This is a genomic window from Brachybacterium kimchii, assembly GCF_023373525.1.
Classification (GTDB): domain Bacteria; phylum Actinomycetota; class Actinomycetes; order Actinomycetales; family Dermabacteraceae; genus Brachybacterium; species Brachybacterium kimchii.
The window spans coordinates 4,057,933-4,072,963 of the sequence record NZ_CP097218.1 but is presented as its reverse complement, the minus strand read 5'-3'; the positions used below and the strand labels follow the sequence as shown (position 1 = coordinate 4,072,963).

At 72.7% G+C, this 15,031-nt stretch carries 10 protein-coding genes; 5 read left to right on the top strand and 5 right to left on the bottom strand.

From position 1 onward, the window contains the following. Positions 1-21: 21 nt before the first annotated feature. Positions 22-1,008: a siderophore-interacting protein gene (locus M4486_RS18505; RefSeq protein ID WP_249478788.1), complete on the bottom strand. Its 987-nt coding sequence runs from the start codon at positions 1,006-1,008 to the stop codon at positions 22-24. A 241-nt stretch (positions 1,009-1,249) separates the two neighbouring features. Here M4486_RS18505 and M4486_RS18500 point away from each other — a divergent pair, with 241 nt between their 5' ends. Continuing rightward, complete coding sequence (locus tag M4486_RS18500; RefSeq protein ID WP_249478787.1) at positions 1,250-2,632, top strand: variant leucine-rich repeat-containing protein; 1,383 nt, start codon at positions 1,250-1,252, stop codon at positions 2,630-2,632. Here the strand turns inward: M4486_RS18500 and ppsA are convergent. Further along, positions 2,617-5,064 carry a phosphoenolpyruvate synthase gene (gene ppsA, locus M4486_RS18495; RefSeq protein ID WP_249478786.1) on the bottom strand — a complete coding sequence of 816 codons (2,448 nt, stop codon included), beginning with the start codon at positions 5,062-5,064 and terminating at the stop codon, positions 2,617-2,619. The two genes, M4486_RS18500 and ppsA, sit on opposite strands and share 16 nt — an antisense overlap. Positions 5,065-5,211: 147 nt before the next feature. Between ppsA and M4486_RS18490 the strand changes: the two genes are divergently transcribed. Both M4486_RS18490 and M4486_RS18485 read left to right on the top strand, forming a co-directional pair. Next, complete coding sequence (locus M4486_RS18490; RefSeq protein WP_249478785.1) at positions 5,212-6,657, top strand: XRE family transcriptional regulator; 1,446 nt, start codon at positions 5,212-5,214, stop codon at positions 6,655-6,657. A gap of 121 nt (positions 6,658-6,778) precedes the next feature. Further along, positions 6,779-8,284 (top strand): glyceraldehyde-3-phosphate dehydrogenase, encoded by a 1,506-nt coding sequence (locus M4486_RS18485; RefSeq protein ID WP_283257946.1) that lies wholly within the window; start codon positions 6,779-6,781, stop codon positions 8,282-8,284. A gap of 69 nt (positions 8,285-8,353) precedes the next feature. Here the strand turns inward: M4486_RS18485 and M4486_RS18480 are convergent, their stop codons facing one another. The 3 genes from M4486_RS18480 to M4486_RS18470 are packed head-to-tail and all read right to left on the bottom strand — an operon-like array spanning position 8,354 to position 12,196. After that, positions 8,354-9,880, bottom strand: coding sequence for an alanine/glycine:cation symporter family protein (locus tag M4486_RS18480; protein WP_249478784.1), 1,527 nt, complete (start codon positions 9,878-9,880; stop codon positions 8,354-8,356). A gap of 1 nt (position 9,881) precedes the next feature. Next, positions 9,882-10,775, bottom strand: a complete 894-nt coding sequence (dapA, locus tag M4486_RS18475; protein ID WP_249478783.1) for a 4-hydroxy-tetrahydrodipicolinate synthase — start codon at positions 10,773-10,775, stop codon at positions 9,882-9,884. Positions 10,776-10,789: 14 nt separating this feature from the next. Further along, positions 10,790-12,196 (bottom strand): flavin monoamine oxidase family protein, encoded by a 1,407-nt coding sequence (locus M4486_RS18470; protein WP_249478782.1) that lies wholly within the window; start codon positions 12,194-12,196, stop codon positions 10,790-10,792. Between the two features lie 191 nt (positions 12,197-12,387). On the opposite strand from M4486_RS18470, the gene M4486_RS18465 reads away from it, so the two are divergent. Together M4486_RS18465 and M4486_RS18460 are read left to right on the top strand one after the other, a co-directional pair. Beyond that, on the top strand, positions 12,388-13,077 hold the full coding sequence (locus M4486_RS18465; protein ID WP_249478781.1) for a GntR family transcriptional regulator: 690 nt from the start codon (positions 12,388-12,390) through the stop codon (positions 13,075-13,077). A 136-nt stretch (positions 13,078-13,213) separates the two neighbouring features. After that, positions 13,214-14,734 (top strand): aminobutyraldehyde dehydrogenase, encoded by a 1,521-nt coding sequence (locus M4486_RS18460; protein WP_249478780.1) that lies wholly within the window; start codon positions 13,214-13,216, stop codon positions 14,732-14,734. Positions 14,735-15,031: the final 297 nt, after the last annotated feature.

Genomic DNA, 15,031 nt, shown 5'->3' with positions numbered 1-15,031 from the left:
ACCGACAGGCCGCGCCGGGGCTCAGCCCTCGGCCTTGCCGATCCGCCAGTACCCCATGAAGGCAACCTGCTTGCGGTCCACGCCGATCTCGCGCACGAGGTAGCGGCGCAGGCGCTTGACCACGCCCGCCTCGCCCGCGATCCACGCGTAGAAGGGGCGCTCGTCGGGGTGGACCTCGGAGCTGCTGCCGTGGGCGGCCTGGGTGAGCTGCTGGGGGACCTCCCAGAGGATCGTCGAGTCGATGTCGACGTCCTCGAGCTCGACGCGATCGCCGGCCGCAGGGTCGGAGGGGAGGTCCGCGTCGGCCGCGACGGCCTCGCGCACTGCGGGCTCGAGCAGGGTGCCGTGCTCGGCGCCCTCGCGGGCGAGCCACACGACCTCGACGCCCGTCGGCCCCTCGAGATCCAGGCGGTCGGCGGCCGTCGGCACCTCGAGGAGGGCCCTGCCGCGCACGTCGGACCCGCGCAGGGAGTCGAGGATCGAGGCGATCGCCGGCACCGCGGTCTCGTCGCCGACGAGGAGCAGGTCCTTCGCGCCGCCGGGCTCGAACTCGATGCCGCCGCGGGACTGCTCCCCTCCGCGGCTGGGGCCGATGAGGTGCAGGCGCCCTCCGGGGCGCACGGCCTGCGCCCAGCTGCCGGCGGGGCCGCCGACGCCGTGCTCGTCGGTGTGCAGGACCATGTCGACGACGAGCTCGCGGGCGGCCTCGTCCCAGTCGCGGATCGTGTAGGTGCGCATGGCGCCGCGCACGTCCTCGTCGACCTGCAGCCAGGCCTGGTACCAGGAGAGGTCGTCGCTCTGGTGGGTCTCGAGGAAGTCCACGAGATCGAAGGCGGGATCGCCCCCGCCGGGCGGGATGATGAGCTTGAACCGCTGATCGAGCGGATGGTGGTCGATGCCGAACTCCGCCATGCCCTCACCGCCCAGCACCACGCGGCGGAAGGCGGGGGTCAGGTCCTCGACGCGGAGGACCTCGGCGAGATGGGCGGTGGTGGACGGACGCGGCACAGCGGCTCCTTCGGACGTGCGGGCGGGCAGCGCGGGGCTGCGGGGCGGAACAGCAGCGCGTCCGACCATTGTGCCAGGCAAGGCTGCCCTCACTGAAGGCCGGCGGAGGGTCCGCCAGGTCACATCCGGCTCGACCGGTCGACCGGGGCGTGTGGCATCCTCGGTGACTGCGCACAGCGCCGCCCTCGCCGCGCGCCCGGAGACGGGCCGCGCGCACGGCGCCCACCGACAGGAGAACGATGTGAACGAGACCCCCCGGTCACCCGCCGAGGAGGCCCAGGATCCGAGCACCTCGCCCGAAAGGCTGATGGAGCTCACCGAGCGGCACCCCCAGCTGCACGGACTCCTGGTCGAGAACCCCTCCTGCCCGGACGTGGCGCGGCAGTGGATCCTCGCGACCAACGCGCGCGTGCGCGCGAAGCAGGCGAAGCAGCAGCCCGACACGGCGGAGCCCGACCAGGCGCAGCAGGCAGCTCCCGATCCGGACGGCGATCTCGAGGACACCGGCGACGTGCTCGCCACCCGGCAGATCCAGCGCACCGACTCCGCGGATCCCGCCCCCGCGGTCCCCGAGGGCGACGACGGCCCGCCCACCCAGGCCATGGCGCCCTCCGACGCCCCCGCTCCCCTGCGCCGCGAGCCGCCCCGGCTCGCCGCGGAGGGCGCGTCGGACCGGGAACCGCCGACCGCGCCCGGTGGAGATCCCGACGCGCAGTCGGCATGGGGCCTGCCGCCGGTCGCGGACGCCCCGGCGTCGGCCCCCACCCTGCCGCCGATCAAGCCGCCGCAGGAGCACCCGGTGGCAGAGCCCGCCGCCTCGAGCGGCACGGTGCGCCACGTGAAGCCCGACGGCGGGGTCGTCCCGCTCGGGCCCTCCGCCTCGGGCCCGTCGATGCCCTCGCCCTCGCAGTCGGCCCCCGGATCGGACCAGGGCTACGGCTACCCGGCTCCGGCCCCGACCGCGAACTTCGAGGAGCCCGTGCAGGCCGGCGCCGCCTACGCCGGACATGAGGAGTACGACGAGCAGGACGGGCACGACGACGGCGGGGACGAGGACTCGGGCCGCAGCCGCGCCACCTGGTGGGCGTGCGGCGGCTGCCTGCTGCTCGCCCTGATCGTCGCGCTGGTCGCGATCTTCGGCCTGCGCTCCTTCTTCTCCGGCGGGGACGACGAGTCCGCGCAGCAGACCAGCGCGAGCTCGTCGGCCTCGAAGGAGCCCTCGGAGAAGTCCAGCGAGTCGAAGACCGAGACGTCGACCGAGGCCGAGGACAAGTCCCCGGCGCCCGACGATGCGAAGGACCTCAGCCGCGTGGTCTCCCCCACCGGCAACATCACCTGCAGCCTGGACGACGACTCGGTGGGCTGCTCGCTGGACGACCGCTCCTTCGGCGGAGACAGCGAGGACTGCTCCTCGGGCCCGTTCTCGATCGGCGTCGCCGACGAGAAGGCGGACCTGCAGTGCGGCACGACGTTCGGCGGGGACTCCCCGACGACCCTCTCGTACGACGAGAGCGCCGCTCAGGGCGACACCGCCTGCCGCAGCGAGTCCGACGGCATGACCTGCTGGAACGTGAAGACGGGCCACGGGTTCACGGTCGCGAAGTCGGGTTACGAGACCTTCTGACCCGCGATCCGCATCCAGGTGTCCACGACGGTGTCGGGGTTCAGCGAGATCGAGCCGATGCCGGCGCGCCGCAGGCGCTCGGCGAGCTCGGGATGGTCGCTCGGGGCCTGACCGCAGATCCCGACGTACTTCCCGCGCTCGCGGCACGCGCGGATCGCGAGGTCGATGAGCTGCAGCACCGCGGGGTCGCGCTCGTCGAAGGAGTCCGCGACGAGCGCTGAATCGCGATCGATGCCCAGGGTCAGCTGGGTGAGGTCGTTCGAGCCGATGGAGAAGCCGTCCACGTGCTCGAGGAACGCCGGGGCGTTCAGCGCGTTCGCGGGGATCTCGCACATCATCACGATCTGCAGCCCGTCCTTCCCTCGCTCGAGGCCGTGGGAGGCCAGGCGCCCGACGACGCCCCGGGCCTCGTCGGGCGTGCGCACGAACGGGATCATGATCCGCAGGTTCTCCAGGCCCATGTCCTCGCGCACCCGCCGCAGCGCCTCGCACTCGAGGGCGAAGGCCTCGGCGAATTGCTCGGAGAGGTAGCGGGAGGCCCCGCGGAACCCGATCATCGGGTTCTCCTCGTCGGGCTCGAAGACCTCGCCGCCCACGAGTCCGGCGTACTCGTTGGACTTGAAGTCGCTCAGCCGCACGATCACCGGGCGCGGCGCGAAGGCGGCGGCGATGGTCGCGACGCCCTCGGCGAGGCGCCGTACGAAGAACTCCCGCGGGGAGGCGTCGGCGCTGGTCGCGCGCTCGATCTGCTCCTGCACCCCGGTGCTCTGGTGCTCGGGGTCCAGGAGGGCGAGCGGGTGGATGCCGATCTGGCGGTTGATGACGAACTCCATCCGCGCGAGGCCGACGCCGGCGCTGGGCAGGGCGGCCACAGAGAGCGCGAGATCGGGGTTGGCGAGGTTCAGCATGAGGTCCACGTCGATCTCGGGCAGCTCCCCCACCTCGATCGTCTCGACGTCGGTCTCCAGCAGCCCCTCGAGCACGAGTCCGGTCTCGCCGTCGGCGCAGGAGACGGTGACCTCCCGGCCGTCCTCCAGCAGGCGCGACGCGTCGCCCGTCCCGACCACGGCGGGGATGCCGAGCTCGCGGGCGATGATCGCCGCGTGGCAGGTGCGGCCGCCGCGGTCCGTGACGATCGCGGCCGCCCGCTTCATGATCGGCTCCCAGTCGGGGTCGGTCATCGAGGCCACGAGCACGTCCCCGGGGCGGAAGTCGTGCATCCGGCTGGGGTCCTCGAGGCGCCGCACGGCGCCCTTGCCGATCCTCTGGCCGATCGCGCGGCCCTCGACGAGCACGGGCGCCTCGCCCACCCGGCGGTGGCGCTCGATGGTCCCGGCGGCGCGGCGCGAGACCACGGTCTCGGGGCGGGCCTGGAGGATGTGCAGGGTGCCGTCGGCGCCGTCCTTGCCCCATTCGATGTCCATCGGACGCCCGTAGTGCTCCTCGATGACCAGGGCGATGCGGGCGAGCTCGGCGACCTCCCGGTCGCTCAGCGAGAAGCGCCCGCGCTCCGCGGGCTCGGTGGGCTCGAAGGCCGTGGTGCGGCCGACGCGCGCATCGTCCGTGAACACCATCTTCCGGTCCTTGCCGCCCAGGTGGCGGCGCACGATCGCCGGACGCCCCGCGCGCAGGCCGGGCTTGTGGACGGTGAACTCGTCGGGGTCGACGGCGCCCTGGACCACGCCCTCCCCGAGGCCGTGGGCGCTCGTGATGAACACGGCGTCCTCGAAGCCGGACTCGGTGTCCAGGGTGAACATGACGCCGGCGGAGGCGAGGTCGGAGCGCACCATGCGCTGGATGCCCACGGAGATCGCGACCTCGTCGTGGAGGAAGCCGTGGTGGACGCGGTAGGCGATCGCGCGGTCGGTGAACAGGGAGGCGAACACCTTCCTCACCGCGTCGAGCACGGCGTCGATCCCGCGCACGTTCAGGTAGGTGTCCTGCTGCCCGGCGAAGGAGGCGTCGGGGAGGTCCTCGGCGGTCGCGCTCGAGCGCACCGCGAAGGAGGCGGCGTCCGCCCCCGCGGGCCCGTCCTGCTCGAGGCGGGCGAAGGCCCTGCGCACGGCGTCCTCGAGCTCGGGCGCGAGCGGCGCGTTCTCGACGCGCTCGCGGATGCGGGCGCCGACGCGGGCGAGGGCGGTGGTGTCCTCGACGTCGAGCTGCGCCAGCTGCGCGCTGATCTCGTCGGTGAGGCCGGTGGCGGCCATGTGCAGGCGGAAGGCATCGGCGGTCGTCGCGATGCCGCCGGGCACCCGCACCCCCAGGTCCGCGAGCGCTCCGAGCATCTCGCCGAGCGAGGCGTTCTTGCCGCCCACGCGGGCGAGGTCGTCCAGGCCCACCGATTCGAGCGGGAGCACCAGGTCTCCCGGGTCATTGCTCCCGAGGGCGGGAGCGGTGGCGGGGGCGGGGCGCGTCGTCAGCTGCGTCATCATCGTGCCTTTCGTGGGGCGGACCGGGAGGATCTCCCGGCCGGGCCGACGGGGCGTCCGTCGGCCGTGGAACCACTCTGAGGTCCCCCTCGGTCGCAGAACACGAGAGATTCGATCGAAGATCGGCGATTCTTCACGTATGCTCAAAACATGAGAGTCGACGACGACCGCACGCGGGTGATGGGCGCCCGCATCCGGCACTTCCGCTCCCGAGCGGGCCTCACCCTCGCGGACCTCGCCGGGCAGCTGGGCACCACCGCGAGCACCCTGTCCCTCGTCGAGAACGGCAAGCGCGCGGTGCGCGCGCCGGAGATGCCAGGGATCGCCTCGGCCCTCGGCGTCGACGTCGTGGACCTGCTCTCCGAGGAGCCGCCGGATGCCCGCTCCGCTCTCGAGCTCGAGCTCGCGCGCCTGCAGGCCGGACCCCAGTTCGCCGCGCTCGGCGTGCCGCCGGTGAGGATCTCGCGCACGCTCCCCCACGACGCCCTCGCGGCGCTCGTGAGGACCCTGCAGGAGCTGGACCGCAAGGCCCTCGAGGCGACGGCCACGCCCGAGGAGGCGCGCCGCGCGAACACCGAGCTGCGGCGCTGGATGCGCGAGCAGGACAACCATCTGCCCGCGATCGAGGCGGCGGCCGAGGAGATCGTCGCCGTCGCGGGCCACGAGGTCGGGGCGCTCACCCACCGCGAGGTCGCGCTGATGGCCGAGCACCTGGGATTCCGCCTGCTGCACGTGGACGATCTGCCGCGCTCCACCCGCACCATCACCGACCTCGAGCAGGGGCGCATCTACCTGCCGCCGTCCTCCATCCCCGGCGGCAACGGCCTGCGCTCGATGGCGCTGCAGGCCATGGCGCACCGCGTGCTCGACCACACCCCGCCCTCGTCGTACGAGGAGTTCCTGCGCCAGCGCCTGGAGATCGCCTACTTCGCCGCCTGCTGCCTCATGCCCGAGCGGCAGGCGACGGACTTCCTCAGCGACGCGAAGCAGCGTCGCGACCTCGCCGTCGAGGACTTCCGCGACGCCTTCGGCGTCACCCACGAGCAGGCGGCCCTGCGGATGACGAACCTGCTGACCGCCCATCACGGGGTGCGGGTGCACTTCCTGCGGGTGGGGGCCGACGGCGAGATCCACAAGGCCTACGAGAACGACGACCTGCCGATCCCCACCGACGTCACCGGCGCGGTCGAGGGCCAGATCGTGTGCCGCAAGTGGGTCGCGCGCCGCGCGGGGCACCGCGGGAACCGCACCACCGAGAACCACCAGTACACCGACACCGTGGGCGGCACCTTCTGGTCGTCCACCCAGACCGGCTCCGGCCCCCACGGCGCCTTCTCGATCACCTTCGGCGTGGGCTTCGACGACGCCAAGTGGTTCCGCGGCCGCGCGACGCGACAGCGCCAGGTCTCCACCTGCCCCGACGAGTCGTGCTGCACCCGGCCCCCGGCCGGCCTCGCCGATCGCTGGGCCGACGCCGCCTGGCCGAGCGCGCGCATGCACACCCAGGTGCTCGCCGCCCTGCCCTCGGGCCGCTTCCCCGGCGTCGACGACACGGAGGTCTTCGAGTTCCTCGAGCGCCACGCCGCGATGGACTGAGGCGCAGGTTTTTCCCGCGGCGCAAGAAGACCCGATCTTCATACCCCGGGAGACCTCCATCGGCCCTGGTCGCGAGCCAGTCTTGAGGGACCACGCCCGCTCGTCCCGAGGAGGACCTCCCGTGCATCACGCCCCCGCCGACCCCGAGGATCGGCTGTCCCTCGCGGAGTCGATGATCCCGATCATCGGGTCCCTGCACCGCAGCCGCCACGTGGTGGTGACGATCCACGGGCGGCGGCTCGTGGACCTCTCCGCCCGCCAGATCCTCAAGGCCCACCGCTTCGCCCGCCACATCGACGGCCGCGAGCTCGATCCCGCGCAGACCTTCCCCCTGCTGCAGATGCTCACCGCGATGGATCCCCCGCCCTGCGCGGTCGACCTCGCCTCCCTCCTCAGCCTGGCGGGCGAGGAGGGCGACGGTTCGCGCCAGGTCCTGGACGGCCTGCTGCGCGAGGAGGTCGCACGGATCGGCCCGGCCGAGGTGCCCCCGCAGCGGGACGTCGTGCTCTACGGCTTCGGGCGCATCGGCCGCCTGCTGGCCCGCATCCTGCTCGCGCGCTCCGCGGGGGCGGGCGGGCTGCGCCTGCGCGCGGTCGTCGTGCGTCCCGGCGCCCCGGGGGACCTCCAGAAGCGCGCGAGCCTGCTGCGCCGCGACAGCGTGCACGGCCCCTTCGACGGCACCATCGTGGTGGACGAGGAGCGGCGGATGCTGATCGCGAACGAGGTCGAGATCCAGGTGATCGAGTCGGACGCCCCGGACCGGGTCGACTACCGCGCCCACGGCATCGACGAGGCGATCGTCGTGGACACCACCGGACGCTGGCGCGACCGCGACGGCCTCGCCCAGCACCTGCGCTCCCCCGGCGCGAGCCGCGTGCTGCTCACCGCGCCGGGCAAGGGCGACGTGCCCAACATCGTGCACGGCGTGAACGAGGAGCAGATCGGGGATCACCGCATCCTCGCCGCGGCCTCCTGCACCACGAACGCGGTCGCCCCGGTGCTGAAGGCGCTCCACGAGCACTGCGGCGTCGAGAAGGGGCACGTGGAGACCGTGCACTCCTTCACGAACGACCAGAACCTCACCGACAACTTCCACCGCGCCGATCGGCGCGGCCGGGCGGCGACGCTCAACATGGTCATCGCCGAGACCGGCGCCGCTCGAGCGGTCGGCGCCGCCTACCCGGCGCTCGAGGGCCGGCTCACCGGCAGCGCGATCCGGGTCCCCGTGCCGAACGTGTCGCTCGCCGTGCTGAACCTGCGCCTCGGCGAGGGCGCCGCGGGGATCGGGCGCGAGGACCTCAACGCCTTCCTGCGCGAGACCTCGCTCGCCTCGCCGCTGCGCCGGCAGGTGGACTTCATCGAGTCGCCCGAGTTCGCCTCGAGCGACGCGCTCGGCTCGCGCAAGGCGGGGATCGTCGACGGCCTCGCGACCATCGCCGACGGCACGGGGGACGCCGTGCTCTACGTCTGGTACGACAACGAGCACGGCTACTGCCGCCAGGTGGTGCGGGTCCTCGAGTCGATGAGCGGCGTGCGCCTGCCGAGCATCCCCCGGGGAGCCGTCGACCGTGCCCGGGCCCGCGTGCGCGAGGCCGGCCGATCCTCGCTGCAGGTCGCGGGGATCTGAGACGACGACGGCGGGCCCGCGCAGGCGGGCCCGCCGTCTCGGCGTGATGGGAGCGGGCGTTCGCGGGCGTCAGCCCCCGGTGCCGCTCGCCTCGCGCTGGCGCGCGGTCTGCTCGGCGGTGCCGTCCTCGACGCGCGCGGGGTCCTTCCAGAAGTCGGCGCCGCGGATGCCGAGCGCCTCGGGATCGAAGACGGGATCGAGCCCCTCGCGGCGCTGCCGGTCGTAGTCCTTGCACACCTTGTGCACGACGGGGAACAGCAGGATCAGGCACAGCAGGTTGACCCAGGCGATGAGCCCCAGGCCGATGTCCCCCGCCGCCCACACCAGGTCGGCGTTGACCACGGAGCCCGCGAAGACGATCGCGAGGGTGCCCAGGCGCAGCACGAGGGTCCAGCCCGGGCCGCGCCGGCCGTCCAGCAGGAACAGCAGGTTCGAGTTCGCGACGTAGAAGTACAGCAGCAGGCACGTGAAGCCGAACAGCAGCACGGCGACGGCCACGAAGCCCGCGCCCCAGCCGGGAGCCAGGGTGTCGATGGACTCCTGCACCCAGTTCGGTCCGGCGTCGATGCCGGGCAGGTTCTCGATGACGAAGCCGCCGCGGTGGTCGGAGACGTTGAACTTCCCCGAGACCACCATCATCAGTCCCGTGGCCATGCAGATCAGCAGCACGTCGATGTAGATGCTGAAGGTCTGCACGAGGCCCTGCTTGCCGGGGTGCGTGGTGCGCGCCGCCGCGGCGGCGAAGGTCGCCTCGCCCAGCCCGTTCGCCGAGGCGAAGACCGCCCGGCGCACGCCCCAGGCGATCGCGGCGCCGGTGACGCCGGCGAGCATAGGCTGCAGGCCCAGGCCGGAGCGGACGATGAGCATGACCGCCTCCGGGACCTGCGAGATGTTGGCGACGATCACGGCGATCGCGAGCACGAGGTACCCGACGGCGAGCAGGGGCACGAGGGTCTGGGTGACCCTCACGATGCGGGTCGTGCCGCCGAAGATCACCACGGCGATCATGCCCGTGACCAGGACGGCGGGGACCCAGCCGGGGAGGCCGAAGGCGAGGTGCGCGCTCGCGGCGATCGAGCTGACCTGGAAGCCGGGGAAGACGAAGCCGTAGCCGATGAGCCCGAGGACCGCGACCAGGCCGCCCACGAACGGGATCCGCAGGCCGTGCTTGATGTAGTACGGCATGCCGCCGATGTCCTCGCCGGCCTTGCGGCGGTCCTCGTCCTCGACGCGGCGCTTGAAGGTCTGCGAGAGGGCGGCCTCGGCGTAGCCGACCGTGCAGGCGAGCAGCCCGGTGATCGCCATCCACAGGAGGGCTCCGGGGCCGCCGCCCGCGATGGCGGTGGCCACGCCGGCGATGCTGCCGACGCCCACACGGCTCGCGAGGGCGAGCACCAGGGCCTGGAACGAGGACAGCCCTCCTTCGGCGCTGGGCTGGTCGCGCAGCTGGCGGATCATGTCGGGGATCCGCCGGAACTGCACGGCCTTGGTGGTGATCGTGAAGAGCAGGCCGAGGCCGATGACGAGGTACGCCATGGGCCCCCAGATGCCGTCCGCGATCGCGGTGAGCGTCGTCGTGAGCTGCGTCGTGTCCATCTCAGCCGCGCCCCTCCCTGAGCTCGGCGAGCGCCTGCCGGATCGGGGCCAGGGCGGCCTCGTCCAGCGGGGCCACCGGACGGCGGGGAGCGCCGACCTCGAGGCCGGTGAGCCCGAGCCCGGCCTTGACGGCGGGGATGAAGGGCACGGCGAACAGGGAGGCGATCACCGGGTACAGGCGGGACCAGAGCTCCCGGGCGCCCTCGAGGTCCCCGTCCGCGATGCGGCGGGTGACGGCGACGATCTCCTCGGGCACGACGTTCGCCGCGCCGGCCATGACGCCGGCGGCGCCCTCGACCAGGGCGCTGTAGAGGTAGACGTCCCAGCCGATGAAGGTGTCGATGACGTCCCCGTGCAGGCGGATCAGCTCGAGCGCCTGCTCCCAGTTCGCGCTCGAGTCCTTGATGAAGCGGATGTTCTCGTTCTGCTCGGCGAGGGAGCGGACCGTGGCGGGATCGAGGTTGACGCCGGTGGCCGCGGGGATGTTGTAGAGCATCACCGGGAGGTCGACAGCGCCGGCGACCTCGGTGATGTACTGGACGGTCTCCTCGAGGCTGAGGGGCTCGTAGAAGGGCGTGACCAGCATGAGCACGTCGGCGCCAGAGCGCTGTGCGGCGCGCGAGAGCGAGATCGCCTCGGCGGTGCTGGTCGCACCGGTCTGGGCGATCACCGGGACGCGCCCGGCGGTCTGGTCGATGATGGTGTCGACCAGGCGCAGGCGCTCGTCGCGGCCGAGCGCGCCGACCTCGCCGGTCGATCCGGCGGCGACGACGCCGTCGACGCCCGCGTCGATCGAGCGGTCGACGACGCGTCGCAGGGTCGCCTCGTCGATCGCCCCCTCGGCGTCGAACGGCGTGGCCAGGGCGGTGAGGACTCCGTGGAGGTCCAGGGTCATGGTCGGTCTCCTTCTCAGACTGCGGTGGGGGTCAGGGTCGGTGCATCGGCGGCAGGGCCCGACAGGCTCCGCCGCACGGGGGTGGCCAGGACGCTCGCCGCGTTCTGGGCCGCCGAGAAGCCGGTGGTGACGGCGCTCTCGGTGTAGAGGGTCCCGAGGTAGTCGCCGGCCAGGAAGACCCGGTCGGTGCCTCGGGTGAGGACGCTCTGCAGGGCGGCGCGTCCGGGGAAGCTGTACGGGGAGGCGACCGCCCAGCGGTCGGTCTCCGCCTCGACCACGGAGTCCGCGAACCCGTGCCCGAGGATCTGGTCGAGGTCGCGCAGGTGGCGGCGCTGGACCTCCTCGTCGTCGAGGTCGAGCAGCGCGCGCCCGAGCCCCGCCGGGGAGAAGGTCATGAGGCTGCCGCCGGGGCGGCGCTCGGACTCCGTGCCGCGCACGATGCTCGCCTGGTTCAGGGCGATCGCGAAGGACCGCTTGGGGGCGGCGATCGCGTAGATGTCGTCCCAGGGACGGGAGGTCGTCTCGTCGGTGAGGAACGCCGTGCTCACATGGGGTCCGTACTGGATGCGCGAGAGGGCGTCGCGGAGGTCCTCGGGAAGGTCCACGCCGATGCGGTGGGTGACGTCGGCCGTGGTGGCGACGACGACGGTGCGCGCCTCCTCCTCGCGCTCGACGCCGTCCTGGCTGTAGCGCACCAGCACGGATCCGGGCCGGTGCACGACCTCGTGGACGGTCGCGCCCAGCTGCAGGTCCTCGCCGAGAGATGCGGCGAGGGTCCGGGTGAGCGTGGAGGGGCCGCCGACGATCCCGCGGTTCAGGCCCTGGCCGAAGCCGAGCACGAGGCTGAAGTAGCCGATGCCGGCGCCGGCGGAGATCTGGTCCATGTTCCCGGCGGAGCGGGTGACGGTGGTGCTGAACAGGGACGCGGCGTCCTCCGGCAGGTCCCCCACGTAGTCCTGGAAGCTGCGATCGCCCTCGAAGTCGTAGATCCGCTGCTGGCGCATGGCCCCGGACTCGCCGGGCCGGGTGCGCACCACGTCCATGTAGCGGGCCACGCCGCCGAGCACCTTGGCGCCCGCGCGGAAGGTCGCGATCCGATCGGCCATCGGCATCGGGATGCGCAGCGGATAGGTCGCGATGTGGCCCTTGCGCAGGAACGTGCCGTTCATGGCCATGCCCTGCAGCGAGCCGGGGATCTCGACCGCGGTCACGCCGACCTCGCGCAGCAGCTCGTCGGTCGACGAGTCGGGGCCGGCGAAGACGTGCCCGCCCCAGTTCAGCCAGTACGCGCCGCGCCGCTCGGAGCGGATCCGACCTCCCACGCGGTCGTCGGCCTCGAGGACGAGGGTGTCGAAGTGCCGCAGTCTCCAGGCCGCGGAGAGGCCGGCGAGGCCGGCGCCGATGACGATGGCGTCCTTCATGGACGTGCTCCTTCTCAATGGGCCCGGCCTGCGTGGGTCGGGCGGAACTGCCTGTGCGTCGTCGCGGGGCGGTGCACGTCCCTGTGCGATCTGGGATCCGGCGTCCGCGCCGCGATCCGTGGAGCGACTGTAATCTGTGATCACAAATCAACGCAAGAGGGTTCCCCGGATCCACCGCGTAATCTGGACAGGTGGCCCTCTCCAAGCGCATCGAACCGACCCTGCTGACCGACCAGGTGTACGCCTCGCTGCACGACGCGATCCTCCGCGGGGACATGCCCACGGGGACCCGGCTGCGGATCCGCGACATCGCCCAGGAGGTCGGCACCAGCGTGATGCCGGTGCGCGAGGCGATCCGTCGCCTCGAGGAGGCGGGCCTCGCGGAGCGCTCCCCCCACAAGGGCGCGGTGGTGCGCACGCTGAGCCTCGAGGAGCTCGTGCACGTCTACGAGACCCGTCGGATCCTCGAGTCGGCGGCGGCCCGCGAAGGGGCCGTGCGCATCGACGAGGCGGGGCTCGAGGAGATGCGCACCCAGTTCGAGCTGCTCAGGACCGCGGTCGACGAGGGCCGCCTCCTCGACGCCCTGGACATCGACGAGGCCCTGCTCGCCGCGCTCTACGGCGCGTCAGGGAACCCCTTCCTCCTCAAGGTCGTCCGCGGGCTCTGGCAGGACTGCCGCCCCTACAAGGTGATGGGCGCTCGCGGTTCCGTGGACACGGGCACCGCCTCGACGCTCTGGCGCTTCCCGCAGCAGCTGATCGAGGCCGCCGCCGCGCACGACGGCGAGGCCGCCGCGACGCTCACGGGCGATTCGCTCACCAGCGCCACCCAGCGCATCGAGGCCCAGCTCGAGACGCAGGGCTCCGAGAAGGAGCGCTGACCTCTCCCCCTCCCCCGCACCGATCCGTGCCCCGGTGCGGCCCCTGCACGCACGACCATCCTTGTGTGATGTGTGATCACAAGATACGGTCCCGGTGTCCGACCACCGCAACGACGCGTCAGGAGAACATCGCGCGATGACCACTTCGACCACCACCGATCGAGCCGCCGACGAGCGGGTGCAGGTGCGCCGCGGGGCAGGGGATCCCCTCGTCGCCGAGGCGGAGATGCCGCCGCTGGGCCACTTCATCGACGGGGCCTTCGACACCACGGGCCCCGTCTCGGCACCGCTGGTCGACCCCTCCGACGAGCATCAGGTCGCCCTCCTCCCCCAGGCGGGCACCGCCGAGCTGGACCGCGCCGCGGACGCCGCCGCGGCGGCCTTCGCCGCGTGGGGCGCGACCACGCCCCGGGAGCGGGCCGAGCTGCTGCTGGCGATCGCCGACCGCATCGACGCCGAGGCCGAGCTGCTGGGCCGGCTCGAGGCGCTGGACACCGGCAAGCCGCCGTCGGTCACCGCGGACGACGTGGCCTCGGCGGCCGACGTCTTCCGCTTCTCCGCCGGCGCGGCGCGCTCCCTCACCGGCCTCGGCACCGCCGACTACGTCGCCGACCACACCTCCCTGGTGCTCCGGGAGCCGGTCGGCGTGGTCGGGGTGATCGTGCCCTGGAACTACCCGCTGCTGATGGCCGCGTGGAAGATCGCGCCCATCCTCGCCGTCGGCGACACCGCGGTGGTCAAGCCCGCGGAGCTCACCCCGCTCTCCCTGCTCAAGCTCGCCGAGCTGATCGCGGACATCGTGCCCGCGGGCGTCCTCAACATCGTGCTGGGGCGGGGCCGCGAGGTCGGCGCCGCGATGTCGTCCCACCCCGGGGTCGACCTGATCGCCCTCACCGGGAGCGTCGGCAGCGGCCGCGCGGTCGCGAGCGCCGCCGCCGAGTCCCTCAAGCGCGTGCATCTCGAGCTCGGCGGCAAGGCGCCCGTGCTCGTCTTCGAGGACGCCGATCTCGAGGCGACGGCCGCAGGACTGCGCAGCGCGTCGTTCTGGAACTCCGGCCAGGAGTGCGGGGCCGCGACGCGCGTCCTGGTGCACGAGGACGTGGCGGACCGCTTCGTCGAGCAGCTCGTGGAGCAGGTCCGGCAGATCCCCGTGGGCACCCCCGACGCCGGGGAGGACATCGAGGTGGGCCCCCTCATCTCGCAGACCCACCAGGAGCGGGTGCTGGCCTTCATCGACCGCGCGCAGCAGGACGGGGCCCGCGTCGCCATCGGCGGCGCCGCCCTCCCGGGCCCCGGCTACTTCGTGGAGCCGACGGTCCTCGTCGACGTGCGCGAGGGCACCGAGGCCGCCCGCGAGGAGGTCTTCGGGCCGGTGATCACGGTGGAGACCTTCGCCGACGAGGACGAGGCGGTGCGCCGCGCCAACGACGTCGTCTACGGCCTCGCCGCCTCGGTGTGGACGCGCGACGCCGCCCGCTCCCTCGACGTGCCGCGCCGTCTGGACTTCGGGACCGTCTGGGTCAACAGCCACCTGGTGCTCGCGAGCGAGCTGCCCTGGGGCGGCTTCAAGGGCTCCGGGTACGGCCGGGACCTCTCGATCCATGCGCTCGAGGACTTCTCCCGCACCAAGCACGTGCAGATCAACCACGGGCGCTGAGCACGGCTCCTCGTCGATGCGCTCCGCGCACGGCGACGTCGAGAGCGTGGATCCACGCTGAAACAGCCCCTCGCCACTGGGCACCGTGTGCGGTGCACCTCCGGGCGAGGGGCTGTTTCGCTGAGCTGGAGACGAGATTCGAACTCGCAACCGCCTGTTTTGCGCATGTGGTGTTTCAGGTTGTCGATCCCCGTTTTTGCATGTTGGCTCTACCTGCACTTGTGCACCGTCGAGGCGTCGGAGCACCAGGAACCTCGTCACCCAAAGCGGTGACGAAAGCGGTGACAGTGGTGACGT